At 67.9% G+C, this 23,595-nt stretch carries 26 protein-coding genes; 17 read left to right on the top strand and 9 right to left on the bottom strand.

Annotated features, from left to right (window positions below):
* Positions 1-2: 2 nt before the first annotated feature.
* Positions 3-1,745 (top strand): thiamine pyrophosphate-binding protein, encoded by a 1,743-nt coding sequence (locus BLW05_RS19540; RefSeq protein WP_256330396.1) that lies wholly within the window; start codon positions 3-5, stop codon positions 1,743-1,745.
* Positions 1,746-1,768: 23 nt separating this feature from the next.
* Positions 1,769-2,194: a GlcG/HbpS family heme-binding protein gene (locus BLW05_RS19545; protein ID WP_093165173.1), complete on the top strand. Its 426-nt coding sequence runs from the start codon at positions 1,769-1,771 to the stop codon at positions 2,192-2,194.
* A 24-nt stretch (positions 2,195-2,218) separates the two neighbouring features.
* On the opposite strand, the gene BLW05_RS19550 is transcribed toward BLW05_RS19545, so the two are convergent.
* Genes BLW05_RS19550 through BLW05_RS19575 form a run of 6 tightly spaced genes read right to left on the bottom strand, consistent with a single transcriptional unit; the run spans position 2,219 to position 7,483 of the window.
* Positions 2,219-3,253, bottom strand: a complete 1,035-nt coding sequence (locus tag BLW05_RS19550; RefSeq protein WP_093165175.1) for an L-idonate 5-dehydrogenase — start codon at positions 3,251-3,253, stop codon at positions 2,219-2,221.
* Positions 3,254-3,272: 19 nt separating this feature from the next.
* Complete coding sequence (locus BLW05_RS19555) at positions 3,273-4,046, bottom strand: glucose 1-dehydrogenase (RefSeq protein ID WP_093165176.1); 774 nt, start codon at positions 4,044-4,046, stop codon at positions 3,273-3,275.
* Positions 4,021-4,569, bottom strand: coding sequence for a gluconokinase (locus tag BLW05_RS19560; RefSeq protein WP_256330397.1), 549 nt, complete (start codon positions 4,567-4,569; stop codon positions 4,021-4,023). The genes BLW05_RS19555 and BLW05_RS19560 overlap by 26 nt, the downstream gene beginning before the upstream one ends.
* Positions 4,570-4,572: 3 nt before the next feature.
* The gene (locus BLW05_RS19565) at positions 4,573-5,568 is read right to left on the bottom strand and encodes a 2-hydroxyacid dehydrogenase (RefSeq protein ID WP_093165178.1); all 996 of its coding nucleotides are present in this window, start codon (positions 5,566-5,568) and stop codon (positions 4,573-4,575) included.
* Between the two features lie 17 nt (positions 5,569-5,585).
* Positions 5,586-6,257, bottom strand: a complete 672-nt coding sequence (locus BLW05_RS19570) for an RraA family protein (RefSeq protein WP_093165180.1) — start codon at positions 6,255-6,257, stop codon at positions 5,586-5,588.
* A 17-nt stretch (positions 6,258-6,274) separates the two neighbouring features.
* Positions 6,275-7,483 (bottom strand): aspartate transaminase, encoded by a 1,209-nt coding sequence (locus BLW05_RS19575; protein ID WP_093165181.1) that lies wholly within the window; start codon positions 7,481-7,483, stop codon positions 6,275-6,277.
* Positions 7,484-7,654: 171 nt separating this feature from the next.
* Here BLW05_RS19575 and nac point away from each other — a divergent pair, with 171 nt between their 5' ends.
* The 13 genes from nac (at position 7,655) to BLW05_RS19640 (ending at position 18,227) form a co-directional block, all read left to right on the top strand.
* Positions 7,655-8,593 (top strand): nitrogen assimilation transcriptional regulator NAC, encoded by a 939-nt coding sequence (gene nac, locus BLW05_RS19580; protein WP_093165183.1) that lies wholly within the window; start codon positions 7,655-7,657, stop codon positions 8,591-8,593.
* A 117-nt stretch (positions 8,594-8,710) separates the two neighbouring features.
* Positions 8,711-9,154: an acetyl-CoA carboxylase biotin carboxyl carrier protein gene (locus BLW05_RS19585; RefSeq protein WP_093165185.1), complete on the top strand. Its 444-nt coding sequence runs from the start codon at positions 8,711-8,713 to the stop codon at positions 9,152-9,154.
* A gap of 4 nt (positions 9,155-9,158) precedes the next feature.
* Entirely contained in the window at positions 9,159-10,511 is a 1,353-nt protein-coding gene (gene accC / locus BLW05_RS19590; RefSeq protein ID WP_093165187.1) for an acetyl-CoA carboxylase biotin carboxylase subunit, read from the top strand.
* Entirely contained in the window at positions 10,508-11,236 is a 729-nt protein-coding gene (gene pxpB, locus BLW05_RS19595; RefSeq protein WP_093165189.1) for a 5-oxoprolinase subunit PxpB, read from the top strand. Before accC ends, pxpB begins: the two co-directional genes overlap by 4 nt.
* Positions 11,233-12,219, top strand: coding sequence for a 5-oxoprolinase subunit C family protein (locus BLW05_RS19600; RefSeq protein WP_093165191.1), 987 nt, complete (start codon positions 11,233-11,235; stop codon positions 12,217-12,219). The genes pxpB and BLW05_RS19600 overlap by 4 nt, the downstream gene beginning before the upstream one ends.
* A gap of 1 nt (position 12,220) precedes the next feature.
* On the top strand, positions 12,221-12,631 hold the full coding sequence (locus BLW05_RS19605; RefSeq protein ID WP_093165193.1) for an acetyl-CoA carboxylase biotin carboxyl carrier protein: 411 nt from the start codon (positions 12,221-12,223) through the stop codon (positions 12,629-12,631).
* Between the two features lie 20 nt (positions 12,632-12,651).
* Complete coding sequence (locus BLW05_RS19610) at positions 12,652-13,440, top strand: LamB/YcsF family protein (protein WP_093165195.1); 789 nt, start codon at positions 12,652-12,654, stop codon at positions 13,438-13,440.
* Positions 13,441-13,528: 88 nt separating this feature from the next.
* On the top strand, positions 13,529-14,281 hold the full coding sequence (locus tag BLW05_RS19615) for an SDR family oxidoreductase (RefSeq protein WP_093165197.1): 753 nt from the start codon (positions 13,529-13,531) through the stop codon (positions 14,279-14,281).
* Positions 14,282-14,327: 46 nt separating this feature from the next.
* On the top strand, positions 14,328-15,029 hold the full coding sequence (locus BLW05_RS19620) for an amino acid ABC transporter permease (RefSeq protein ID WP_093165199.1): 702 nt from the start codon (positions 14,328-14,330) through the stop codon (positions 15,027-15,029).
* Between the two features lie 3 nt (positions 15,030-15,032).
* The gene (locus BLW05_RS19625) at positions 15,033-15,791 is read left to right on the top strand and encodes an amino acid ABC transporter permease (RefSeq protein ID WP_093165201.1); all 759 of its coding nucleotides are present in this window, start codon (positions 15,033-15,035) and stop codon (positions 15,789-15,791) included.
* A 101-nt stretch (positions 15,792-15,892) separates the two neighbouring features.
* On the top strand, positions 15,893-16,627 hold the full coding sequence (locus BLW05_RS19630) for an amino acid ABC transporter ATP-binding protein (RefSeq protein WP_093165202.1): 735 nt from the start codon (positions 15,893-15,895) through the stop codon (positions 16,625-16,627).
* 50 nt (positions 16,628-16,677) lie between these two features.
* Entirely contained in the window at positions 16,678-17,520 is an 843-nt protein-coding gene (locus tag BLW05_RS19635; RefSeq protein ID WP_093165204.1) for an ABC transporter substrate-binding protein, read from the top strand.
* A 164-nt stretch (positions 17,521-17,684) separates the two neighbouring features.
* A complete protein-coding gene (locus tag BLW05_RS19640) occupies positions 17,685-18,227 on the top strand; it encodes a hypothetical protein (RefSeq protein ID WP_093165205.1) in 543 nt (180 codons plus the stop codon).
* Here the strand turns inward: BLW05_RS19640 and BLW05_RS19645 are convergent.
* The 3 genes from BLW05_RS19645 to BLW05_RS19655 all read right to left on the bottom strand — a co-directional run bounded on the left by BLW05_RS19645 (position 18,224) and on the right by BLW05_RS19655 (position 21,384).
* Positions 18,224-18,817: a uracil-DNA glycosylase family protein gene (locus BLW05_RS19645; RefSeq protein WP_093165207.1), complete on the bottom strand. Its 594-nt coding sequence runs from the start codon at positions 18,815-18,817 to the stop codon at positions 18,224-18,226. The genes BLW05_RS19640 and BLW05_RS19645 overlap by 4 nt on opposite strands.
* A complete protein-coding gene (locus BLW05_RS19650) occupies positions 18,814-20,130 on the bottom strand; it encodes an alpha/beta hydrolase (RefSeq protein ID WP_093165208.1) in 1,317 nt (438 codons plus the stop codon). Before BLW05_RS19650 ends, BLW05_RS19645 begins: the two co-directional genes overlap by 4 nt.
* A gap of 102 nt (positions 20,131-20,232) precedes the next feature.
* Positions 20,233-21,384 carry a type 1 periplasmic-binding domain-containing protein gene (locus tag BLW05_RS19655; protein ID WP_093165210.1) on the bottom strand — a complete coding sequence of 384 codons (1,152 nt, stop codon included), beginning with the start codon at positions 21,382-21,384 and terminating at the stop codon, positions 20,233-20,235.
* A gap of 197 nt (positions 21,385-21,581) precedes the next feature.
* On the opposite strand from BLW05_RS19655, the gene BLW05_RS19660 reads away from it, so the two are divergent.
* Both BLW05_RS19660 and BLW05_RS19665 read left to right on the top strand, forming a co-directional pair.
* Positions 21,582-23,123: a methyl-accepting chemotaxis protein gene (locus tag BLW05_RS19660; protein WP_093165211.1), complete on the top strand. Its 1,542-nt coding sequence runs from the start codon at positions 21,582-21,584 to the stop codon at positions 23,121-23,123.
* 82 nt (positions 23,124-23,205) lie between these two features.
* On the top strand, positions 23,206-23,562 hold the full coding sequence (locus BLW05_RS19665) for a hypothetical protein (RefSeq protein ID WP_093165213.1): 357 nt from the start codon (positions 23,206-23,208) through the stop codon (positions 23,560-23,562).
* The last annotated feature ends 33 nt before the right edge of the window (positions 23,563-23,595 follow it).

Consider the following 23,595-nt stretch of genomic DNA (forward strand, 5'->3'; position numbering starts at 1 on the left):
CGGTGGCAGTCGTGCAACTGAATGGCGCGCAGGTTCTCACGCGGCTCCTTCTGGCGGAGAAGGTCCGCGACATCTACGGCATCGTCGGCGGCAAGCTCGGCCCCTTGCTGCATGCGATCTCGCAGCACGAGCAGCTTCGGTTCCTGGGCGTGCGGCACGAGGCCGCGGGGCCGATGATGGCCGCCGCGACCTACGCCGGCACCGGGCAGATCGCAGTCGCGCTGGGCGAGATGGGGCCGGGCGGACTCAACCTCGCGTCGGGGCTCGGCGTCGCCTTCGGCAACAACCTGCCGCTGGTGGCCATCACCACCAACCAGCATCGTGCCGCGAGCTATCCGCACAGCGGCATGTTCATGGATCTCGACACCGTGGCCGTGACCCGGCCCATCACCAAGTGGAACGCGGTGGTCCACGACGCGCGGCGCCTGCCAGAGCTGGTGCGCCGCGCATTCCGCGAAGCGCTGAGCGGACGGCCCGGCCCGGTGCATCTGGATGTTCCGCAGGACGTGCTCAGCCAGCCTTGCCGGATCGATGAATCGGAACTCGAACTTCCGCCTTCTCGCTATCGCGCGCTGGGTCGCATCCGCCCTGATGCCGATGACCTTGCACGCGCCGCGGCGCTCATGCGAGCGGCCCGGCGGCCGCTGATCGTGGCCGGTGGCGGCGTGGTCGCCAGCGGTGCGACCGCGCAGTTGCGCGCACTTGCGCAGCGGTGGGATGCACCCGTGCTGCCGACGCAGATGGCGTTGGGCGTCGTTGCATCGGACAGCCCGCATTTCATCGGCCACGGGGGTCTGATCGCCGGTCAACCGGTGCGCCAGGCTTTCGAGCGCGCGGACGTTGTCCTTGCAGTCGGGTGCCGATGGTCCTCCTGGATGTGGGATGACCGCGGACCGCTCGCGCGTCCCTCGCAGCACATGATCAGCATCAACATCGACCCTTCTGCGCTGGGCCAGCCTGCGCTGCATGAGGTGGCGCTGCAGGCCGATGCAGGCGCAGCACTTGATGATCTGCTGGCCCTCTGCGGCGAAGACATTGCCGGCGGCGTCGATCGAGACTGGCTACCGAGTCTGAGGCAAGCGCGCGCCGCCTATGAGGCGCGGTTTGCCGAACTCGCCGAGGAGGGCGAACCCGGCCAGCCCATGCATCCCGCAGCACTGGCCCGCGCCATCGGCGAAGCGCTGCCGGCGGATGCGCTGGCCGTGTTCGACGGCGGCCACACCACCTTCTGGAGCAACGACCTGACGCCGGTTCGCGACGTTCGCACGCGTTTCCACGAGCCGGGCATGAGCCACCTGGGATTCGGGCTTCCCTATGCGATTGCGCTGCAAGCGCAGGACCCCGCACGCAAGGTGGCGCTCATCACGGGCGACGGCTCCTTCGGCTTCACGCTCAACGAGCTGGACACCGCGCGGCGCTATCGGCTTCCGGTGCTCTGCATCCTGCACAACAACGCGGCCTGGGGCATCATCCGCGCCGGACAGCGCAATGCGCTCGGCTTCGAGCTGGGCACCGCGCTCGACGAGACGGACTACGCGGCCATCGCGCGCGGCTTCGGCTGCCACGGCGAGAGGGTCACGGCGCTGGCCGAAGTGGGCCCGGCGATCCGGCGCGCGCTGGCCTCGGGCCTGCCGGCGGTGATCGACTGCCAGACCCGCTTCGTGCCGCATCCGGCCATGCCCGCCTTCGGCAGCATGAACCGCTACGGCTTCGAGGCGTTGTCCGCGCCCGCTGCCGCCCAATGAACTGAAAGACAAGGAACACACTCATGACCCACCTGACCCTGCAGCAAGCCCAGACCATCATCGACGCCGCATTGAAGAAGTCGAAGGAAGCGGGCTACCAGCCCATGGGCATTGCGGTGCTCGATGCCGCCGGCCACCTCAAGGCCTTCGCGAGCGAGGACGGCGCCAGCATGTTCCGCTTCGACGTCGCGCGTGCCAAGGCCTGGGGCGCCGTGGGCATGGGCGTGGCCAGCCGCAAGCTCGCCGAGCGCGCCAAGGACAACCCCAACTTCTTCGTCTCGCTGGCGGCGACCGCCGACGGCAGGTTCCTGCCGCAGACCGGCGCGGTGGTGATCCGCGATGCGGCCGGCAAGCTGATCGGCGCGGTGGGCGCGAGCGGTGGCACCGGCGACGAGGACGAAGCGATCTGCATCGCCGGCGTGCAGGCCGCGGGCCTCGCGCACGGCTGAGGCCGCGCGGCCCGAACGAGGGCGCTACTCGAAACTGAGCAGCACCTTCATCGCCTGCGAGCGGTCCGCCGCCAGCGCGAAGGCGCGCGCGGAATCGCGGTAGGAGAGCGTCGCCGAGATCAGCGGCTTCACGTCGACCAGCCCCTTGTTCAGCAGCTCCACCGCGACCGCGAATTCCTCGTGGAAGCGGAAGGCACCGCGCAGGTCGAACTCCTTCGCGACGATGGTGTTGATCGGCAGCTGGATCTCGCCGCCGGCCAGTCCGAGCTGCACGATGACGCCGCGCGGTCGCAGCGCCGCGAAGGCGCCGACCAGCGCGCGCGAATTGCCGCTCGCTTCCAGCAGCACGTCGAAGCTGCCCTTGTCGGCGGTGAAGCGTTCGAGGCCGTCGGGTTGCTCGGCCACGTTGATCGCTTCATCGGCACCCACCTTGAGCGCCTTGCCCAGCGTGTGGTTGCCGACGTCGGTCGCCACGATGTGCGACGCGCCCGCGCGCCGTGCCGCGATGATCGCGAGCGCGCCGATCGGCCCGCAGCCGGTGACGAGCACCCGCTTGCCCAGCAGCGGCCCGGCGCGTCGCACCGCATGCAGCGCGACCGACAATGGCTCGGCCATTGCGCCTTCGCCGTCGCTCACCGAATCGGCGAGGCGATGCGCCTGCCATTGCTCCACCACGATCTGCTGGCGGAACGCGCCCTGCACATGCGGCGTGCGCATCGCACTGCCGTAGTAGCGCATGTCGAGGCAGTGGTTCTGCAGGCCCTCCTGGCAGTACTTGCAGAGCCCGCAGGGGCGGCTCGGGCTGATCGCCACGCGCTCGCCGGCCTTGAAGGAGGTGCTCGGGCCGGCGGCTTCGATCATCCCGGCCACTTCATGGCCGAGCACCATCGGCTCCTGGATGCGCACGGTGCCGAATCCGCCGTGCTGGTAGTAGTGCAGGTCCGAGCCGCAGATGCCGCCGCAGCGCACGCGCACGAGCAACTGGCCCGCTTCGAGTTCGGGCGTCGGGACTTCCTCGACGCGCAGGTCGCCGGGGGCGTGAATGACAAGGGCTTCCATAGTGTTCGTGTCCGTTGGTTCAGAGCGTTGCTGTTACGCCGCCATCGACGTAAAGGATGTGGCCATTCACGAAGCGAGACGCATCGCTCGCGAGGAACACGGCCGCGCCCATCAGTTCCTCGACATCGCCCCAGCGGCGCGAAGGCGTGCGGCCGATCAGCCAGGCGCTGAAGTCCGCGTTCTTGACCAGCGCATCGTTCAGTTCGGTCTTGAAGTAGCCCGGCCCGATGCCGTTGACCTGCAGGCCGTGCGGACCCCAGTCGATGGCCATGCCCTTGGTCAGCATCTTCACCGCGCCCTTGCTCGCGGTGTAGGGCGCGATGCCGGGGCGGCCGAGCTCGCTCTGCACCGAGCAGATGTTGATGATCTTCCCTTGCTTGCGCCCGATCATGTGGCGTGCCACTGCCTTGCCGACGAGGAAGACGCTGTCGAGATTGGTCTTCATCAGCTCGTGCCAGTGCGCTTCTTCGAACTGGTCGAGCGGCGCGCGGCGCTGCATGCCAGCGTTGTTGACGAGGATGTCGATCGGGCCGATCTCGGCCTCGATGCGGTCGACGGCCGCGTTCACTGCATCGCCCGCGCTCACGTCGAAGGTCGACGTGAACACGGTCGCGCCTTCCTCGCGCAGCTGCGTGGCGGCGCGCTCCAGCTTGTCGGCGGAGCGCGCATTGAGGATCACGCGGGCCCCGGCACCGGCCAGCCCGCGCGCGATGGCGTAGCCGATGCCGGCGCTGGAGCCGGTGATGAGGGCGGTGCGACCGGTCAGGTCAAACTGCTTGAGGATGGGCTGCAAAAGTGTCTCCAGTCGTTCCGGTTGTGATTTCCGATTCTTCGAGCCAGCGCAGGACCGCGTCGCACTGCGCGTGCACCGGCGCCATGGCGCTGCTGAGAAACACCCCGGGTTCGCCGGTGGGCGGTTCGAGCACCAGGAACTGGTTGTCGACCAGACTGGCCGGGAACAGGTGCCCCGGCCGGGCGGCCACACGTGCCTTCGACGCCTCGCGGCTGATCTCGAGGTAGACGATCTTCAGCGAAGGCTCCGTGCGGCGCAAGCGATCGCGGTAGTCCCGCTTGAGCGCGGAACAGGTGAGCACCGCGTGGTCCGGTGCGGCGGCCAGCAGCGCGCCGAGCTTCGCGAGCCAGGGTTCCCTGTCGTTGTCGTTCAGCGCAATGCCGCGGCGCATCTTGTCCTGGCTCTCGGGCAGGTGATGGTCGTCGCCTTCGATGAGCAGGCCATTCAGCGCATGCGCGAGCGCCGCGGCCACCGTCGACTTGCCGCAACCGGCGACACCCATGACGAGCAGCTTGTGCGGCATGGCTCAGTCCGCAAGCACTTCGGGATTGACCGGCGTCGGCGGACGGCCTGCACTGGTGCCGAAACCCAGCGCGGCGATCAGGTTGTCGGCCGTGAGCGATGCCATGGCAAGCCGCGTGCGCACCGAGGCGCTGCCAATGTGCGGCGTGAGCACCACATTCGGCACCGTGAGCAGGTCCGGATGGATGTCCGGTTCGCCTTCGAAGACATCGAGACCGGCGGCGGCGATGGTGCGGTCGCGCAGCGCCTGTGCCAATGCTGCGTCGTCAACGATGCCGCCGCGCGCGATGTTGGTCAGCGTGGCGGTCGGCTTCATCAGCGACAGTTCGGCCGCGCCGATGACGTGGTGCGCAGAAGGCGAGTAGGGCAGCACCAGCACGAGGTGGTCGGCTTCCTTGAGCAATGTCTGCTTGTCGACGTAGCGCGCACCGCAGCCGGACTCCAGCGCTTCGGGCAGGCGCGAGCGGTTGTGATAGATCACCTTCATGCCGAAGCCGGCCGCCCCGCGTCGCGCGATCGCCTGCCCGATGCGGCCCATGCCGAGGATGCCGAGCGTGGCGCCATAGACGTCGCTGCCGACGAACATGTCGTAGATGCCGGTGCGGGTCCAGCCGCCGCCGCGCAGGAAGCGCTCGGATTCGGTGATCCGGCGAGCGGTCGCCATCATGAGCGCGAAGCCGAAGTCGGCGGTGGTTTCGGTCAGCACGTCGGGCGTGTTGGTCACGAGCACGCCGCGCCTCGTGCAGGCCGCGACATCGATGTTGTTGTAGCCGACGCCGACGTTGCAGACCGCCTTGAGCGACGGACAGGCATCGAGCAGCGAAGCATCGATGCGCTCGCTGCCGGTGCTCATGACGCCCAGTTTGCCCTGCAGGCGACCCCTGAGTTCGTCGCGGCTCCAGGGTGTGTCCGACGGGTTGTCCTCCACGTCGAAATGCGCGCGAAGACGGGCGGTGATGTCGGGGAAGGTGGCTCGCGTGACGAGGATCGATGGGCGCACGTTGTCTCCAGAAGCGATCAGTTGTTGCAGCGCGCCTCGAGCGCGTCGATGAAGGACCGGTCCCAGCGGCCTTCCTTCATGGCCTTGATCGTCTCTGCTTCGGCGGCCAGGTGCGCAAGCGCCTTCTCGATCAGCAGCGCGGCTTCGTCCGGCGCGAAGGCCAGCAGCCCGTCCTGGTCGCCGACCACGATGTCGCCGGGATTGACCACCATCCCGCCCACGGATACCGGCACGTTGATCTCGCCGGGGCCGTCCTTGTAGGGGCCGCGATGCGTGATGCCGCGCGCGTACACCGGGAACTCCCGCTCGCGGATTTCCGCGACGTCGCGGATCGCGCCGTCGATCACCACGCCCTGCACGCCAATCTGCGCCGCATAGAACGACAGGATGCCGCCGACCACTGCGTTGTTGAGGTCGCCGCCCGCATCGACCACCAGCACGTCGCCGGGGCGGCAGAACTCGAGGGCGCGAAGGTAGGTCAGGTTGTCGCCGCCGCGCGAGCGCGCGGTGACCGCGGTGCCCGCCATGGTCGGTGCGACCGGGCGGTGGTACGGGTGGAGCCCGCTCGTACCGATGTTGCGATGCATGTTGTCACTGAGCGCCGCGACGGGGATCTCGCGCAGCGCGGCGAGGATCTTCGGGTCGACCGAGGGGGACGACGGGTTCTTCCGGATGGCTTTGTAGGGCATGGTGCTTCCTTCAATGTTCAGCGCAGCTCGGCGACCGCCCGCGCGATGCGCGTGCAGCCTTCCTCGAGGGTTTCGATGGCGGTGGCGATCGACAGGCGGAAGTACGGCGAGAGACCGTAGGCCGTGCCCGCCACCGTCGCGACGCCTGCGCTTTCCAGCAGGTACATCACGACATCGCCGTCTTCGTTCAACTGCTTGCCGGAGGGCGTTGTCTTGCCGATCAGGCCGGAACAGTTGATGTAGAGATAGAACGCGCCCGGAGGCGTCGCGCAGCTGAGTCCCGGAATCGCGTTGATGAGCGCGAGCGTCCGGTCGCGCCGCTGCTTGTAGACGGCCACGCTCTCGGAAACAAAGCTCTGGTCGCCATTGAGCGCTGCTGCCGCCGCGGCCTGGCTGACGGAGCAGCAGTTGCCGGTGGACTGCGACAGCAGCGTGTCCATCGCGACGATCAGGTCCCGCGGTCCGGCCGCGTAGCCGATGCGCCAGCCGGTCATCGCGTAGGTCTTCGACACGCCGTTGACCACCAGCGTGCGGTCGCGCAGCGCGGGTTCGACCGCCAGGATGTGCGGCGTGGACTGGCCGTCGAAGCGGATGTGCTCGTAGATGTCGTCGGTCATCACCATCACGTCCGGGTGCCGCAGGAGCACGTCGGCGAGCGCGCGGTACTCGGCGGCGGTGTAGCTCGCGCCGGTCGGGTTGCTCGGCGAATTGATGAGCAGCCAGCGCGTGCGCGGCGTGATCGCCGCCTCGAGCTGCGCCGGCGTGAGCTTGAAACCGTTGGCTTCGGGGCAGGCGACGGTCACCGGGGCGCCTTCGCACGCCAGCACCATGTCCGGGTACGACACCCAGTAGGGCGCGGGAATGATCACCTCGTCGCCGGGTTCGAGCGTGACCGCGAGCGCGTTGTAGATCGCGCTCTTGGCGCCGCTGGTGGCGATGATCTCGTTCATCTCGTACCGCAGGCCGTTCTCCCGCTCCAGCTTGGCGACGATCGCCTGCCGCAGCTCGACCGTGCCGGCCATCAGCGTGTAGCGGGTCGCGCCCTTGTCCATGGCTTCGGCCGCGGCGCGGCGGATGTGCTGCGGCGTGTCGAAGTCGGGCTCGCCCACCACCAGGTTGACGATCGACTTGCCCTGGCGACGCAGTTCATTGGCACGGTCGGCGGCAGAGGTGCTCGGCGACGGCTTGATTCGCCGGACGCGGGCGGCGATGCGGGAGGTGTTCACGGCTCTTCCTTGGGGTGGGGGATGCATTGGGGCGTAACGGTACGCAGATCGCTCCCACTCGGCCAAGACAAGTTCGCTCTGGTTCGATAGGCAGAGCTTATGGTGCGGCCCGATAGGCACTGCGGCGCCCCGGTGCTAGGCTCGGGCTTGGCTTTTGCTTGGGGAGAAGGCGTGAACCTCAGACGCCTCAAATACTTCGTCAAGATCGTGGACATCGGCAGCCTGACGCAGGCCGCCGAAGTACTTTTCATTGCCCAGCCGGCCCTGAGCCAGCAGCTCGCGACGCTCGAAGGCGAAGTGCGGCAGCAGCTGCTGGTGCGCACCAAGCGCGGCGTCACGCCGACCGAGGCCGGCAAGGTGCTCTACCGCCACGCCCAGATCATCCTGCGGCAATGCGAGCAGGCGCGGGTCGACATGGAAGCGGCGGGCGAGGGGCTCTCGGGGCAGGTGTCGGTGGGCCTCGCGCCGGGCACCGCGGCCTCGGCGCTTTCGCTGCCGCTGCTGCGCACGGTGCGCGCGCGCCATCCGGGCATCCTGCTTTACCTCAACGAGAACTACGGCACCACGCTGAGCGAGCTGATCATGAACGGCCGAATGGACCTCGCCGTTCTTTATGGCGACAAGGCGATCCACGGGCTGACCTTCCTGCCGCTGCTCAAGGAGCCGCTGTACCTCGTCGGGCCGGCGACCACGCCCGCCCCGGCCGCGCCGGTGCGCCTGGCCGATCTGCGCGACATCGAGCTGATGCTGCCGCGACCGTACAACGTTGTTCGCAAATTGGTCGACGCCGCCTTCGTGCGCGCGGGCATGGTGCCGCACGTGGTGGCGGAGATCGAATCGGCGTTCACGCTCACCGCCGCGATCGCGGACGGGCTGGGCGCGAGCATCCTGCCCGCCTCCATGGCGCGCGAAGTCGTCGCAGCCTGCGGCGCGTGGCAGTTCCAGATCGTGGAGCCGGTGATCGAGGCGCCGCTCGCGCTGTGCCAGTCGGACCATCTGCCGCTCTCCGAGCCCGCGCAGGCGGTCAAGGACATCCTGCTCGAACTGGTGGTAGACCTCGCGGGCACCGTTGCCTCCACGCCGGAGCCGGAGCTGACCGTGCTGTCCTGACGGACCCGTCATAAGCGGGCCTTATCCCGGCACAGCCAATCCGTCTTTGGCAGCAGGCCGCCGGGCCAGTACCTTTCATGCCAACAAAGGACGTTCTGTCTCGACGACGGACCCGGCATGAAACAGGAACAGATCAAGACGCTCATCGACGCGCTGGCAGGCTCGGACCTCTCAGAGCTGGAGTACAGCGAAAACGGCAGCACGCTGAGGCTGGTGAAGCAGGCGGCACTGAACGGTGCGCCGCGCCGCGCAGCGCTGAAGACGATGCGTGGGCCCGCACCGGATATCGAGGATCAGTCGGCGCCCGCTGCATCGGCACCGGCCGAATATCCCGCGCCCTTGTACGGTGTGGTGCATCTCCAGTCGAGTCCCGGCGAGCCGCCCTTCGTGCAAGCGGGCCAGACGATCAAGGCCGGGCAGACGCTCTGCGTGATCGAGGCCATGAAAGTCTTCAACGAAGTGCAGATCGATCACGACGCCACGATCGCCGAGGTGCTGGTCTGCTCCGGAGAAGAAGTCGAGGCCGGCCGGCCGCTGTTCCGCCTCCTGGCGCAAGGGTGACGCGATGTTCGATACCGTGCTCATCGCCAACCGTGGAGAGATCGCGCTGCGCATCCTGCGCGCCTGCCGCGGCCTCGGGCTCAGGACCGTGGTGGTGCACTCGGAGGCCGACCGCGACGCAGGCTACGTGTCGCAGGCCGACCAGGCGCTTTGCATCGGCCCCGCGGCGCCCGGCGACAGCTACCTCAACCAGTCGGCCATCCTCTTCGCCGCCGAAGTGAGTGGTGCGCAGGCCATTCATCCCGGCTACGGCTTTCTCTCGGAAAACGCCGCCTTCGCCGACCGTGTCGCGCAAGCGGGGCTCGTCTTCATCGGCCCGAGTGGCGACTGCATCCGGACCATGGGCGACAAGGTGGCCGCCAAGCGTGCGATGCGCCTGGCCGGCGTGCCCTGCGTGCCGGGGCCGGACGACGGCCTGCCGGACGACCCGGAAGCGGTCAAGGCACTGGCGCGCGACGTCGGTTACCCGGTGATCGTCAAGGCCGCAGGCGGCGGTGGGGGACGCGGCATGCGCGTGGTGCACGACGAGGCCGCGCTGCCCGAGGCGATGGCGCTGACCCGCGAGGAAGCGCGCCGCGCCTTCGGCAATCCCGAGGTCTATATCGAGAAGTTCCTCCTGCACCCACGCCATGTCGAGATCCAGGTGCTGGCCGACAGCCATGGTCATGCGGTGTGGCTCGGCAGCCGCGACTGCTCGCTGCAGCGCCGCCACCAGAAGGTGATCGAGGAAGCTCCCGCACCGGGCATCGACGAGGCGCTGATCGCCGAGGTCGGCGAGCGCTGCGCGGCTGCGTGCCGGCAGATCGGCTATTGCGGCGTCGGGACCTTCGAGTTCCTCTACGAGCGCGGCGCGTTCTATTTCATCGAGATGAACACGCGCCTGCAGGTCGAGCATCCGGTGACCGAGATGACGACCGGCATCGACATCGTGCAGCAGCAGATCCGGATGGCGCGCGGCGAGCACCTGATGTTCGCGCAGGCTGACGTGCGCTGCCAGGGCCATGCGATCGAGTGCCGCATCAACGCGGAAGACCCGTCCACCTTCGCGCCGTCGCCCGGCCGCATCACCGGCTGGCAGGTGCCCGGCGGCTTCGGCGTGCGCGTGGATTCGCACGCCAATGCGGGCTATCGCGTGCCGCCTTACTACGACTCGATGATCGCCAAGCTGGTGGTGCAGGGCGGCAGCCGCGAAGATGCCCTCGACCGCATGCGGCTCGCGCTCGCCGAGATGCGTGTCGAAGGCATCGCGACGAATGTGCCGCTTCACCGCGACATCCTGCGCGACGAGGGCTTTGCCGCCGGCGGCGTGGACATCCACCATCTCGAACGTTGGCTTGCGCAAAGGAGCACGACATGAATCCGCAGGCGACCGCCCCGAAGACGCGCGCGACCGGCAAGGCGTCATCCGCGCAACCCGCACCATCGGCCGGGACCATCAGTCTGCTCGGAACCACCGCGCTGCTGTTCGAGGCACCCGGCGACATGGCGCTGGCGTCGCAGCAGCGCATCTGGGCGCTGGCCCGCGAGGCACAGGACTGGCCCGAAGTGCGCGAAGCGGTGCCGGGCATGAACAACCTGATGCTGACCTTCGAGCGCCCGCCACGCGATGCGAAGGCACTTGCGGCGCTGGAGACGCGCGTGCATGCCGCGTGGGATGCGGCCGTCGCGCTGCCGCTGCAGGGCCGCGTGGTCGAGCTGCCCGTGGTGTACGGTGGTGAGGGCGGGCCGCACATGGCGGACGTGGTCTCGTACACCGGGCTCAGCGTGGAAGAGATCGTCGAACTGCACAGCGCGCCGACCTATCCGGTCTACGCGCTCGGCAGCCATCCGGGCTACTGCTACCTCGGCGGCATGGACCCGCGCATCGCCACGCCGCGCCGCAAGGTGCCGGTGCTCAGCATCCCGGGCGGCGCGGTGTCGATCGGTGGTGCGCAGACCGGCGTGTCGGCCTCCGCCGGCCCGAGCGGGTGGAACACCATCGGAAGCACCTCGATGTGCTTCTTCGACCCCGCGCAGGACCCGCCCGCGCTGCTGCAGCCGGGCGACATGATCCGCTTTCGCGTGGAAGGAATCATCCGATGATCGAAGTCCTTTCATCTGCTGCGCTCGCGACCGTGCAGGACGCGGGCCGCAAGGGCAGCCTGCGCTGGGGCGTGGGCACTTCGGGCGCCATGGACAACCTCGCGCTCGCGGCCGGCAACCTGATGCTCGGCAATGACCTGAACGCGGCGGCCATCGAGGTGCCGGTGTTTCCGTTCAAGGTGCGCTTCGACGAAGACTGCGCGTTCGCGTTGACCGGCGCCGATTGCGCCGCGCGCCTCGACGACACACCGCTGATGCCCTGGTGGGTGCATCAGGCGCAGGCGGGCCAGGTGCTCACGTTGGGCCTGCCGCAAGGCGGCGCACAGCGCGGCAGCCGCGCGATGCTGTGCGTGGCCGGCGGCGTGGATGTGCCGGAAGTGCTGGGCTCGCGCAGCACCCAGTTGCGCGGTGCCTTCGGCGGCCACGAAGGCCGTGCGCTGCGGCGCGGCGACGTGCTGCGGGCGGGCGGCGCGGGCGAGGCGTGCCGCACCCACTTTGGATTGGTTCCGCCCTCGTTGGCGCTGCCTCTGCAGGTCGATGGCATGCCCGCGGCGCGCGTGCTGCCCGCCGCCGAGTACCTCGGCTTCGAGAAATCCTCGCGCGCCGCGTTCTGGGCGGGCGAATGGAAGATTACCGCGCAGAGCGACCGCTACGGCTACCGGCTGGAGGGCGAGGCACTGCAGCCGGTCGCGCCGATGGAGATTCGCTCGCACGGCATCGTGCCCGGCGTGATCCAGGTGCCGCACAGCGGGCAGCCCATCATCCAGATGCGCGACGCGCAACCCTCGGGCGGTTATCCGAAGTTCGGCACGGTCATCGAGGCGGACCTCTGGCGGCTCGGGCAGGCGCCGATCGGCAGCCGCATCCGCTTCGTCGAAGTCGGCTGGGCCGAGGCGGTCGCCGCGCTGGACGAAACCGAGGCGTGGCTCGGCAAGGTGAGCCGCATCGTGGAACTCCACCGCAGCGCGCCGCGAAGGAAGTGACATGCCGACTGCAGACGAGCTGAAGCAGATGGCCGCGTGGCTGGCCGACACCGACATCGGCCTGCTGGAACTGCGCACGCCCGACGGAAGCATCCGGCTCAGCCGTGAGCCGGATTCGGGCGAGATCGTGCAACTGGCGGACGAGGCGCAGGATGACGAGGCTGCGCCCCCGCAAGCCATCGCGAGTGCGCCGAACGTCGGCGTGTTCCTGCAGGCCCATCCGCTGCACGACAAGCCTGTCGTTCGCATGGGCGAACGGGTCAAGGCGGGGCAGGGCCTCGGCCTTCTGCGGATCGGCCCGCTGCTCCTGCCGGTGACCGCGCCCACGGCGGGGCAGGTGACCGGCGTGCGAGAGGACACCGGCGCGGCCGTGGGCTACGGCACCGCGCTCTTCGAACTGCGCGTCGACTGAACGAGCAAAAGGGGCACCACATGGACATCGATCTGAACGCCGATCTCGGCGAAGGCTTCGGCCCCTGGCGCATGGGCGAGGACGAGGCGCTGCTGGAGGTCGTCTCTTCCGCCAACATTGCCTGCGGCTTCCATGCCGGCGACCCGGTCATCATGAACCGCACCGTGCGCACGGCAGGAAGCAAGGGCGTTGACATCGGCGCGCATGTGGGCTTTCCGGACCTGATGGGCTTCGGTCGCCGGCAGATGCACGTCGATACGGCGGAACTTGCCACCTATGTGACCTACCAGCTCGGTGCGCTGGCCGGCATGGCGCGATCCGCCGGGCTTCGCATGACGCACATGAGCTTCCATGGCGCGCTGGGCAACATGGCCGCAGCGGATGCCGCGCTGGCGGAACCGCTGGTGCGCGCCGTGGCGGAATTCGACCCCGATCTGATCATCAGTTCCTCCGCAAGCCGCGCGATCGAGGGCGCCGCCGAGCGATGCGGCCTGCGCGTGGCCACCACCTTCCTGGCCGATCGCGCGTGCGACGACGAGGGCCTTCTCGTGCCGCGCAAGCTCCCCGATTCGGTGATTCACGATCCGGATGCGGTGCTGGCCCGGGTGCGGCAACTGCTGGAGGACGGCACCGTCACCACCTACACCGGCAATCGCATCCCGATGAAGGCCCGCTCGATCCTGGTGCACGGCGACACGCCCGGCGCTGTGGCGCTGGCACGCGCGGTGCGCGGGGTGGTCGAGTCCGCCGGCCGCGTGGTGCCGATCTCGCAGCAACTCGCCCGGGCACCCCTGACAACCCGGACATAAGGACGCCTTATCTCTCCACAGACATTCCGTCTTGGCGCCGATTCCCTCGGCTCGATACAGTGAAATTTCATTAACGAAAGAAGCAAAGATGCCGTTCTCCGACTACAAGACCGCACTCGTCACAGGCGCCTCGTCGGGCATCGGCGCCGCCGTCGTCGAGCGCCTCTGCAAGGAAGGCCTGCAGGTCCATGCGATTGCGCGCAGCGCCGGCAAGCTGGACGAACTGGCCTCGCGCACCGGCTGCATTCCCCATGCGCTGGACGTCGCCGACACCGACGGCATCACGCGGCTGGCGAAGGAAGTCCCGTTCGACGTGCTCGTCAACAACGCGGGCGTCGACCGGCCGGGCTCGATCCTTGCGGCCGACGAGGAAGGCATCAACCTGCTGGTGGACGTCAACCTGCGCGCAGTGCTGCACCTGTGCCGGCTGGTGGTGCCGGGCATGGCGGCGCGCGATCGCGGCCATGTGGTCAACATCAGCTCCATCGCCGCGGCCTACAACTTCAACGGCAACAGCACCTACCACGCGACCAAGGCGGCGGTGAGCATGCTGTCGCGCCAGCTTCGCATCGATCTCTTCGGCAAGCGCGTGCGGGTCACGGAGATCTGTCCGGGCCGCGTCGCCACGGACATCTTTGCGCATGTGCATGGCGATTCGGATGAAACCTACAAGCGCTTTGTCGAAGGCTTCGAATTGCCGCAGGCCGAGGACATCGCCAACGCCATCGCCTTCGCGATCGCCGCGCCGATCGCGGTGAACGTCGGCCACATGGAGATCACGCCGACACTGCAGGTGCCGGGCGGGCTTTCCACCACCCGGCCGCAAGAGGCCAAGGCCTGAAGCCCGCAGCCGCATCGGCACAACACCCACGGAGAGGGCACGGATCATGAAAGACTTCGATCTACTCGCCGTCCTTCTGAAGCCCGAGTTCGGCGCCATGCTGCTGCATGGCGTGGAGATGACGCTGAAGATCGCGGCCGGCTCGTGGCTCCTCGCGATGGCGATCGCGATCGTCCTGCTGATGGTGCGGCTCACGACCCACCGCATCGCCGAACGCGTGGTCGCCGCCTACATCTCCTACCACCGGAACGTACCGACACTGGTGCAGCTGATGTTCTGGTACTTCGGCATCTTCAGCGTGCTGCCCGACGCGGTGCAGGCCTGGCTGTCGGACCACAACGCCGAAGCGCTCATCTCGATCATCGCGCTCGGGCTGTGCCAGGCGGCGTACTTCAGCGAAGACATCCGCTCGGGGCTTCGCGCGATCCCCGCGGGGCAGGCCGAAGCGGCGCGCGCGCTGGGCCACGGCTACATCGGCTCGATGCGCCACGTCATCCTGCCGCAGGCGATGCGCAACGCGATCCCGGCGCTGGTTAACCACAGCGTGTCGCTGTTCAAGAACAGCAGCCTCGCCATGGCGATCGGCGTCGCCGAACTGACCCACGCGGTGAAGGAGGTGGAAAGCCAGAGCTTCCGCGCCTTCGAGGCCTACAGCGTGGCCACGGTGCTCTACCTCGTGTTGTCGCTGGTCATCATGACCATCGGCGCATGGGTGGCCCGCCGCTATCGCATCGCAGGGGCGAGGTAAGCCATGTACAGCATCTTCGAGATCCTGCGCGACAACTGGCTGCTGCTGCTCGTCGGCCAGTACCCGAGCGGCCCGCTCGGCGGCATCTGCGCGACGCTGATTCTTTCGGTGCTCGGCATCCTGATGGCGTTCCCGCTCTCGGTTCTGCTCGCGCTGGCCCGCCTGTCGCCGTGGAAGCTCGTGAGCTGGCCGGCGGCGGTGCTGGTGTACGTGGTGCGCGGCGTGCCGCTGCTGATGGTGATCCTGTGGGTCTACTTTCTCGTGCCGCTGCTGATCGGGCGCGACGTCTCGGGCTTCACCACCATGCTCTGCACGCTGGTGATCTACGAAGGCGCCTACCTGTCGGAAGTCGTCCGCGCCGGCATTCAGGCGTTGCCCAAGGGGCAGGTCGAGGCGGCACGCTCGCTGGGGCACAGCCACCTCGGGACCATGCGGCACGTGATCCTCCCGCAGGCCCTGTACAACATGCTGCCGAGCATGCTGAGCCAGTTCATCTCCACGATCAAGGAGACCACGCTCGGCTACGTGATCAACGTGCAGGAGCTGACCTTTGCCGCGAACCAGATCAACAACCAGTTGCTGACCAAGCCGTTCCAGGTGTTCTTCATCCTGGCGGTCACGTTCTACGTGGTGTGCTTCAGCCTCACGCAACTGGCGCAGTGGGTGGAGCGGCGCATCGCCCACAAGCGGCTCGGCATGGCGGCGGCCAAACCCCTCGAAGCGCAAAGCACGCTGCCGCCGACGGTCGCGACGAATCCGTGAGGCCGCGCACGACGGCACGATGGAACGACGAAAAAGGAGACAGAAGCATGACACCCGACACAGCCCAGCGCAGGCCGCCAGCGGCCGCAGAGGACACACCGATGATTCTGTTTTCCAACATCAACAAGTGGTACGGCGACTACCAGGCGCTCACCAATGTCAACGCCGAAGTCAAGCGCGGCGAGGTGGTCGTGGTCTGCGGGCCTTCGGGCTCGGGCAAGTCGACGCTCATCCGCACCGTCAACCGGCTGGAAGAGATCAAGTCGGGCCAGTTGCTCTTCGACGGCCACGACATCCACGCGCCGATGGGCAGCGCCGCACTGAACAAGCTGCGCAGCCGCATCGGCTTCGTGTTCCAGAGCTTCAACCTGTTCCCGCATCTGTCGGTGCTCGAGAACATCATGCTGTCGCCGACGCGCGTGCTGGGCGTGAAGCGCGCGGTGGCGCGCGACAAGGCGATGCAGCTGCTCGAACGCGTGGGCCTTGCGAACAAGGCGGGCGCCTATCCCGCGCAGCTCTCCGGCGGCCAGCAGCAGCGCGTGGCGATCGCGCGCGCCCTGGCCATGGAGCCGCCCGCGATGCTGTTCGACGAGCCGACCAGCGCGCTCGACCCCGAGATGGTCGGCGAAGTGCTCTCGGTCATGCGCAGCCTTGCCAACGAGGGCATGACCATGATGTGCGTCACGCACGAGATGAACTTCGCGCGCGAAGTCGCGGACCGCGTCTGGTTCATGGACGCCGGCCAGATCCTGGAGAAAGCCGACCCCGAAGCCTTCTTCTGCAACCCGCAGCATCCGCGTGCGAAGCGCTTCCTTTCCGATCTGCGTGCGCATTGAGCCGCCGCCATTCCACCCTTCACAGCAAACCACGTCACCTGGAGTTCATCATGTCGAAGAAGACTGCGATCCGCCTGGCCGTCATCGGCTGCAGCCTGTCCGCGCTCACCGTGTTCGCGCACGCGGACCAATGGGACGAGATCAGCCAGCGCAAGGAGCTCAAGTGCGGCACTTTCGCGGACGTCCCGCCTTTCGCCGCACCTGATCCCAAGACGCGCGAGATGGTCGGCTTCGACGTCGACCTGTGCAACGCGCTCGCCAAGCAGCTGGGCCTTACGGCGAAGGTCACGCCGCTGTCGGTAGAGGCGCGGGTGCCTGAAGTCAAGCTCGGGCGCGTCGACGTCACGGTCGCGAACCTGGCTTACACCAAGAGCCGCGGCGAGCAGATCCAGTTCAGCGACCCGTACTACATCGCCAAGGAAATGCTGGCGGTCAAGGCCTCCGACCCGGGCACGACCAAGGCCGACTTCAAGGGCAAGCGCCTGAGCTCGACGAAGGGATCGACGTCCGAACTGTCGATCAAGATGAACGGCTCCGAACCCGTCACCTTCCAGGACACCGGCTCGGCCTTCATGGCGGTGCAGCAGAACAAGTCGGTCGGCATGGTGGCGAACACCATGACCATCACCAAGCTCGTCAACCAGTCGAAGACCTCGGGGGTCGAGCTCAAGATGATCAAGGAGCCGATGGTCTACCAGCCGATCGGCATCGGCATGAAGAAGGACGAGCCGGTGCTGCTCTCCAAGGTCAACGCCGCGCTCTATGCGCTCGACAAGTCGGGCGAGATCGACAGGCTCTGGGCCAAGTGGCTCGGCCCGAACACCGAGTACAAGCTGACGCGGGACGAGAAAGTAACGCCGTTGGCGGAGCTCAAGTTCGAATTGTTGCCGTAGGGCTCTTCTAGGCGTGTGCGCCTAATTGGAGCGAGCGCGGCTTGAGACATACTCGTCGATCCCGCCTCAACCTTTGGCCGCAAGCGCCGATAGACACGAGCAAGCCTTGTTGCGCGTGCAGCGTCGGACGTCGGCAAGGCGCGTGCAACCCACGCGACTGCTCCATGAACCTGCGAAGACTCCAGATCACCGGTCCCTCCGGCTCGCCCTATCGCCTGGGCGGGGTCATGAACATTCTTGACGGCGGGGACCTGCTGGGCACGATCGACCCGGTGCCGGTGAGCAGCGGCGGCAGCGCGGTCCACATCGAGCATTTCCGTCCCGCCAAGGTGGTGAGCGATGCGCAGATCCACATCGGCCGCCTGATCTTCCTGGAGATCTGCCAGTTCCTGGCCGACGGCTTCCAACAGGTCCAGACCGTGAGCTTCGCCTTCACGCGCCGGGTGGACATCCTCGGCGGCGGCTCGCAGCAGGCGGCCGCGCGCGCCGAGACGATGGAGCGCATCGGCGCAGTCGACGTGACCATCACGCCCCATGCGATGGCGGGCCACTTCGTGGTGTCCGGGCAATGGCACTACAGCCGCGAGAACCTCCGGGCGCTTGGCGTCGTGCTGGTCGAGGAGCGCCTGCGCTACACGAAGTGGGCGTCGCAAGCGCGGCCGGCGCCGGGGGTCTTGCAGGGGTTGCGCAGCCTGCTGGTGCGCTAGGGCAGTTCGATCAATTTCCGCACCTGCGCCCTCAGCGCCGGGATCACTTCCTCGTCGAACCACGGATTGCGGCGCAGCCAGACGTTGTTGCGCGGGCTCGGGTGGGGCAGGGGGAGCATGGCGGGCCAATGGTCCCGCCATGCGCGGACCGTCCCGGTCACCGTGGCGCCGGCACCGTGCTCGAGGTGCCAGGCTTGCGCGTATTGGCCGATCGCCAGTGTCAGCCGGATGTTCGGCAACCCGGCCAGCACGCGATCACGCCAGGCGGTGGCGCATTCCGGCCGGGGCGGCAGGTCGCCCGAGGCGCCGGTCCCCGGATAGCAGAAGCCCATCGGGACGATGGCGATGAGGGTGGGGTCGTGGAAGGTCTCCCTGTCGACGCCCATCCAGAGGCGCAGACGATCGCCGCTCGCGTCGTCGAAGGGGATGCCGCTCCGGTCCACCTTTCTCCCCGGCGCCTGGCCTGCGATGAGGATGCGCGCGGCGCGGTGCGCCTGCAGGACGGGCCTCGGCGGCTGCGGCAGTTGCGGCGCGCACAGGGTGCACGCACGGATGTCGCGCAGCAGCGGTGCGAGGCCGCGGGCAGTCACGGCCTGAACAGCCGGTAGATCCGGTCGTAGAAGTCCGCAGGAAAGCGCCAGTAGCGCGCGCCGCCCGGCGTGAGCTGCTCGTCGAGCCCGCGCCGGGTTGGCGGTGCGTTCAGCACGAACTGCGCGAGCATGTCGCCGCTGACCCACGGGTCGTCGTACCAGAAGGCATGCGAGGTCTCCGGCAGGTTGGGGATGTCCTTCGGGTCGACGCGGATCAGGTCGAAGCGCAGCTTGCGCGATGCGTCCACGAGGAAGCGGGTCTGTTCCTCGTCGAGCTCGGTCACGTCGGGGCGCCCCGCGCGCGAGGCCCGGCCGACGATCGCGGCGAAGCGCAGGACCGAATCGTTGAGGTTGGCCGCGATGCTCACGCGCTCGATGACGTCGATGTAGCCGCCCAGCTCGTTGACGAAGCGGCGTGTGTCGATGTCGGGCGCGGTGAAGTAGATCTGCCCGAGCCGCAGGCGCTTCTGGAGCTGTTCGCGCGTCTCTCCGGGGCGGGGCGTGCCCAGGCGCACCAGCGCGGGGCTCAGCACCTGCGCGCCGGCGCTGTAGGCCAGCACGTCGATCTTCGAGGCGCTGGTGTTCTCGGCCAGCAGCTCGACCATGCGCGCGAAGGGCGGGACCGAGGCTTCGGCGTTGCTGACGTCGGTGAGGTAGCGAAGGATCGACCCGGCCGAAGGCCACATGAACACCAGCACCACCATGCGCCGGCCCGTGAAGTGCCGGAACTGCGCCGCCTGCGCGGCCGCGCGCGGCACGGTGTTGTTGGAGCCGTGCACGTAGATCAGCAGTTCGCTGTTCGGGCTCGCGGCCAGCGCCTGGTTCACCATCGCGAAGAAGGCCTTGGCATCGGGCGAGTTCTTCACGTCTTCGCTGGCGCGCAGCTTTGCCATCTGTTCGAGACGGTCCAGGTGGACGATCGGCCGCTCGTCCGGATCGGTGCTGGTCGAGAGTCGGTGCAGCGTCTCCCAGTCCAGCGTCTCGTCGCCGACGCGGACGTGCGCGATGCCCATGCGCAGGTCGTCGCTCGGCACGATGGTGTGGATCGGGTCCGGGTGCTCGATCAGCGCCACGCGGTTGGTGGCGTAGAACACCGGCACCTCGGTGGTCTGGAGCTTGGCGCCGATCTTCTCGAAGGGGTCGACATCCCCGTTGCTGAAGGACGCTGGCGTCGGCATGAGCCGCACCGGCGCGTGGCAGGCCGCGAGCAGCCCCGCCAGGAGCACCGCGCAGGCGGTTCTTGCGATGGTCCCGAGACGCCCCCTGTTGCGTTGTTCCGTGGCGATCGAATCGGGGGCGTGCGTGGCGGTCATTCTTGAACGGATGGCAGGCGTGGATGGCTGATGACGAGTACCTGCCGCGCGACAGGCCCCGGACCCGTCCGCGAGTATAGGGAGCGGCCCCCGCCCCGCACGTCAGCCGACGAAGGCGCCCTGTGCGTTCAGGAGCGTCTGGCTGACGAAGCTGCTCGCGCGGCCGCCGTCCGCATACTCGATGCGCCAGCCGTCGACATCGAACGACCGGCGTCGCTGGAACTCCGCGAGCACCTTGGCGCGCGACGGGTTCGCGCCCGTGCTCGCGATCACCTGCGCGGCGTAGCGGCCGGCGAGGTAGCCGGCCAGGCTCACCGGCGTGGGGGACTCGTCGAACAGGCGCTGGAGCGCATCGCGATACGCCCGCACCACCGGCACCTTGCTGGAGCGCGGGTTGGGCACGACCTGCGTGAAGATGATCGGCACCGACTTGCCGGGATTGAGTTGCATGAAGGTGTTGGTGTCGACATCGGCGAGGCACACCACATAGCGCTGCATGCCGCGGCGGCTCAGGCCCTGCGTGAACTGCGCGAGCTCGATGCCCGCGCCCATGAAGACGAGGAAGAAGGGCGCATCCGGGCGCAGCTGCGAGGCATAGGCCGCCGGGTCCTGTCCGGCCGGGATGGCCAGCGTGCGCAGCTTGATCTTCAGCCGGCCGCCGATCGCCTCGGTGCTGGCGCGGAGGGCTTCGGCACGCGCGGGGTTCGGGTACACGATGCCGAGCTCGGAAACGCCCATCTCGGCGAGGTTCCTGAGCACGTAGCGGATCTGGTCCTCGCGCGAGGCGAAGAGGCTGAACACATGGGGATCGCGGTCGAACTGCGAATCGGCAAGCCACGGTGCGACATGGGCGATGTCCAGCTTCGCGGCCGCGGCCTCCTTGAGGCTCGACAGGGCCAGCGCCTCGCCCACCGTGCCCAGCAGGGCCACCTGCGCGGGATCGTTCCTGACGAGCTGGATCGCATTGTGCGCCGAGACCTCCGTGCCGTCGGTTTCCACCGTGGAAAGCTGCGGCGCGGCGGCGTTGGCCTTGCGCAATTCGGCGAAGGCGAGGCGGATGCCGGTCGCGTAGTCCCGCGAGAACTCCTGCTGGTCCGGCGACATGTCGAGCAACTGCGTGACGCGCGGGCCTGCGCTGTCGGCGGCACGTGACTGGGCGAATGCGAGCATCGGTGCGCCGGTGACGGCGCACGCGGCGGTGGCGGCCGTGGCCTGGAGGAGGCGGCGGCGCAAAGGAAGTTGCGGTGAATTCATGCGGCGCGAGGCTATGAGGCCCGTATGACAGGACCGGGTCTGGTGACCTTCCCCGCGTGAAGTAGGTCACGTATCCCGAAGGTTTATTTCGGTACAGGCCGAAATCAAGGCGAAGCTGCCGCGCAGATGCCCTCAATTCTTGCGCCGGACTGCCGATATGCCGTGACAGTCGGACGAGCCGACCAAAAGGAACTGGCGTGAAGAACTGGAAGATCGGTGCCCGCCTGGGCGTGGGATTCGGCCTCGTGCTGGCCATGATGGTGTTGATCACGGCGCTCGGCATCTGGCGCTTGCGCGAAACCACGGCGGCCGCCGAAGAGATCACGCATCAGCCGCTCGCCAAGGAACGGATCATCAGCGATTGGTACAGGCTGGTGGAGATCGGCGTTCGCCGGACGACCGCAATCGCCAAGAGCTCGGATCCGTCGCTCGGGCCCTACTTCGCCGAGGAGAGCGCGAACTCCACGAAAGCCGCACAGGCGATGCAGAAGCAGCTCGAGCCGCTGCTGACGAGCGAGGATGAAAAGGCGCTGTGGAAGGACTTCCAGGAGGTGCGGACCCGATACCTCGAAGCGCGGGACGTCGTGGTCAAGACCAAGGCAGAGGGCAAGCAGGAAGAGGCCAACGCCGCCCTGGAGAAGCAGTTCATCCCTGTCGCCAACACCTACCTGGGCAACGTGCAGCGCCTGCTCGACATGCAGCGCCGCGCGATCGATGGCACGGTGGTCCAGCTCGGTGCCAGCTATCGAACCAGCCGGGATCTGCTCCTGGCCCTCGGCGCCGCCGTGCTGTGCCTGGGTGGCTTCTTCGCCTGGCGACTGTCGACCGGCATCACCCGGCCCCTGCGCCGGGCCGTGACGGCCGCGCAAGCAGTGGCATCCGGCGATCTGTCCATCAAGATCGAGGCAGACAGCCGCGACGAAACCGGACAGTTGCTGCTGGCACTCAACGACATGAATGCGAGCCTGATCCAGATCGTCGGGGAAGTGCGCACCGGAACGGACACGATCGCGACGGCGTCCGGCCAGATTGCAACTGGCAACCAGGACCTGTCGTCGCGCACCGAGCAGCAGGCCAGTTCATTGGAGCAGACCGCTGCGTCCATGGAAGAGCTCACCGGCACGGTCAAGCAGAACGCAGACAACGCGCGTCAGGCCAATCAGCTGGCCTTGTCGGCGTCCCAGGTGGCCATCCGCGGCGGCAGCGTCGTGGGCGAGGTGGTCGGCACGATGGACTCGATCAACTCGTCGTCACGCAAGGTGGTGGACATCATCGGGGTCATCGACGGGATCGCCTTCCAGACCAATATCCTGGCGCTGAATGCCGCGGTGGAAGCGGCGCGCGCGGGGGAGCAAGGACGCGGTTTCGCGGTGGTCGCCTCCGAGGTCCGCAACCTTGCGCAGCGATCCGCCGCTGCCGCCAAGGAGATCAAGACACTCATCGGCGATTCGGTGGAAAGGGTGGAGGAAGGCACGCGGCAGGTGGCCGAAGCGGGCCGCACGATGGAGGAGATCGTCGAAAGCGTCAAGCGCGTCACCGACATCATGGGCGAGATCGCGGCGGCGAGCCAGGAGCAGACCTCGGGCATCGAGCAGATCAACCAGGCGATCACGCAGATGGATCAGGTGACCCAGCAGAACGCCGCGCTGGTCGAACAGGCGTCGGCGGCGGCCGGATCGCTTCAGGATCAGGCCAGCCAGCTGTCGCGCGCGGTCGGGGTCTTCAAGCTGCAGCGTTAGGTCGCGCGGACTTGGTTTTTCGAGGCGATAGGTCTAGGCTGCACGCGGAGTGCGCTGCTGGAGTTTGAGAGGTGCTTCAGAAATGAGCCGACCCGTTGTCTTCCTGGCCGTCACGCTTGCCGTCACCGGCGCCACGGCCCAGGCCCCGATTTCAGTGACGGGCGGTGGGTCGCCGATCACGGTTCAGCCCGTCCAGATTGGTCGCCCTTACGACAGCGGGGGCGCAGCCGATGCGCTGCGCGCGCGGGAGCAGGATCAGGCGCGGCAACCCGCGGTGCCGCAACCGGCCCCGTCCCCGGTGCCGCTCAGCAACTGCACTGCGGGAGGATGCTGGGACAGTCAGGGCAAGCTGTACAACAGCACGGGCGACGGGTCCCGGTTCATCAGTCCGGAAGGAAGGCTGTGCCAGACCAACGGGAAATTCATCCAGTGCAACTGACCCATCAGCATGGGTCACGCTCCCCTTGGGCGA

The organism is Variovorax sp. YR216, from assembly GCF_900107745.1.
GTDB lineage: Bacteria > Pseudomonadota > Gammaproteobacteria > Burkholderiales > Burkholderiaceae_C > Variovorax.

Excerpts from the sequence above, each read along its gene's own strand:
- accC (WP_093165187.1), top strand. The coding sequence starts at position 9,159 with ATGTTCGATACCGTGCTCATCGCCAACCGTGGAGAGATCGCGCTGCGC.
- BLW05_RS19610 (WP_093165195.1), top strand. The coding sequence starts at position 12,652 with ATGGACATCGATCTGAACGCCGATCTCGGCGAAGGCTTCGGCCCCTGG.
- BLW05_RS19570 (WP_093165180.1), bottom strand. The coding sequence starts at position 6,257 with ATGCCCTACAAAGCCATCCGGAAGAACCCGTCGTCCCCCTCGGTCGAC.
- BLW05_RS19545 (WP_093165173.1), top strand. The coding sequence starts at position 1,769 with ATGACCCACCTGACCCTGCAGCAAGCCCAGACCATCATCGACGCCGCA.
- BLW05_RS19640 (WP_093165205.1), top strand. The coding sequence starts at position 17,685 with ATGAACCTGCGAAGACTCCAGATCACCGGTCCCTCCGGCTCGCCCTAT.
- BLW05_RS19615 (WP_093165197.1), top strand. The coding sequence starts at position 13,529 with ATGCCGTTCTCCGACTACAAGACCGCACTCGTCACAGGCGCCTCGTCG.
- BLW05_RS19550 (WP_093165175.1), bottom strand. The coding sequence starts at position 3,253 with ATGGAAGCCCTTGTCATTCACGCCCCCGGCGACCTGCGCGTCGAGGAA.
- BLW05_RS19605 (WP_093165193.1), top strand. The coding sequence starts at position 12,221 with ATGCCGACTGCAGACGAGCTGAAGCAGATGGCCGCGTGGCTGGCCGAC.
- pxpB (WP_093165189.1), top strand. The coding sequence starts at position 10,508 with ATGAATCCGCAGGCGACCGCCCCGAAGACGCGCGCGACCGGCAAGGCG.
- BLW05_RS19625 (WP_093165201.1), top strand. The coding sequence starts at position 15,033 with ATGTACAGCATCTTCGAGATCCTGCGCGACAACTGGCTGCTGCTGCTC.
- BLW05_RS19560 (WP_256330397.1), bottom strand. The coding sequence starts at position 4,569 with ATGCCGCACAAGCTGCTCGTCATGGGTGTCGCCGGTTGCGGCAAGTCG.
- BLW05_RS19600 (WP_093165191.1), top strand. The coding sequence starts at position 11,233 with ATGATCGAAGTCCTTTCATCTGCTGCGCTCGCGACCGTGCAGGACGCG.
- BLW05_RS19630 (WP_093165202.1), top strand. The coding sequence starts at position 15,893 with ATGATTCTGTTTTCCAACATCAACAAGTGGTACGGCGACTACCAGGCG.
- BLW05_RS19655 (WP_093165210.1), bottom strand. The coding sequence starts at position 21,384 with ATGAATTCACCGCAACTTCCTTTGCGCCGCCGCCTCCTCCAGGCCACG.
- BLW05_RS19650 (WP_093165208.1), bottom strand. The coding sequence starts at position 20,130 with ATGACCGCCACGCACGCCCCCGATTCGATCGCCACGGAACAACGCAAC.
- BLW05_RS19585 (WP_093165185.1), top strand. The coding sequence starts at position 8,711 with ATGAAACAGGAACAGATCAAGACGCTCATCGACGCGCTGGCAGGCTCG.
- BLW05_RS19620 (WP_093165199.1), top strand. The coding sequence starts at position 14,328 with ATGAAAGACTTCGATCTACTCGCCGTCCTTCTGAAGCCCGAGTTCGGC.
- BLW05_RS19665 (WP_093165213.1), top strand. The coding sequence starts at position 23,206 with ATGAGCCGACCCGTTGTCTTCCTGGCCGTCACGCTTGCCGTCACCGGC.
- BLW05_RS19635 (WP_093165204.1), top strand. The coding sequence starts at position 16,678 with ATGTCGAAGAAGACTGCGATCCGCCTGGCCGTCATCGGCTGCAGCCTG.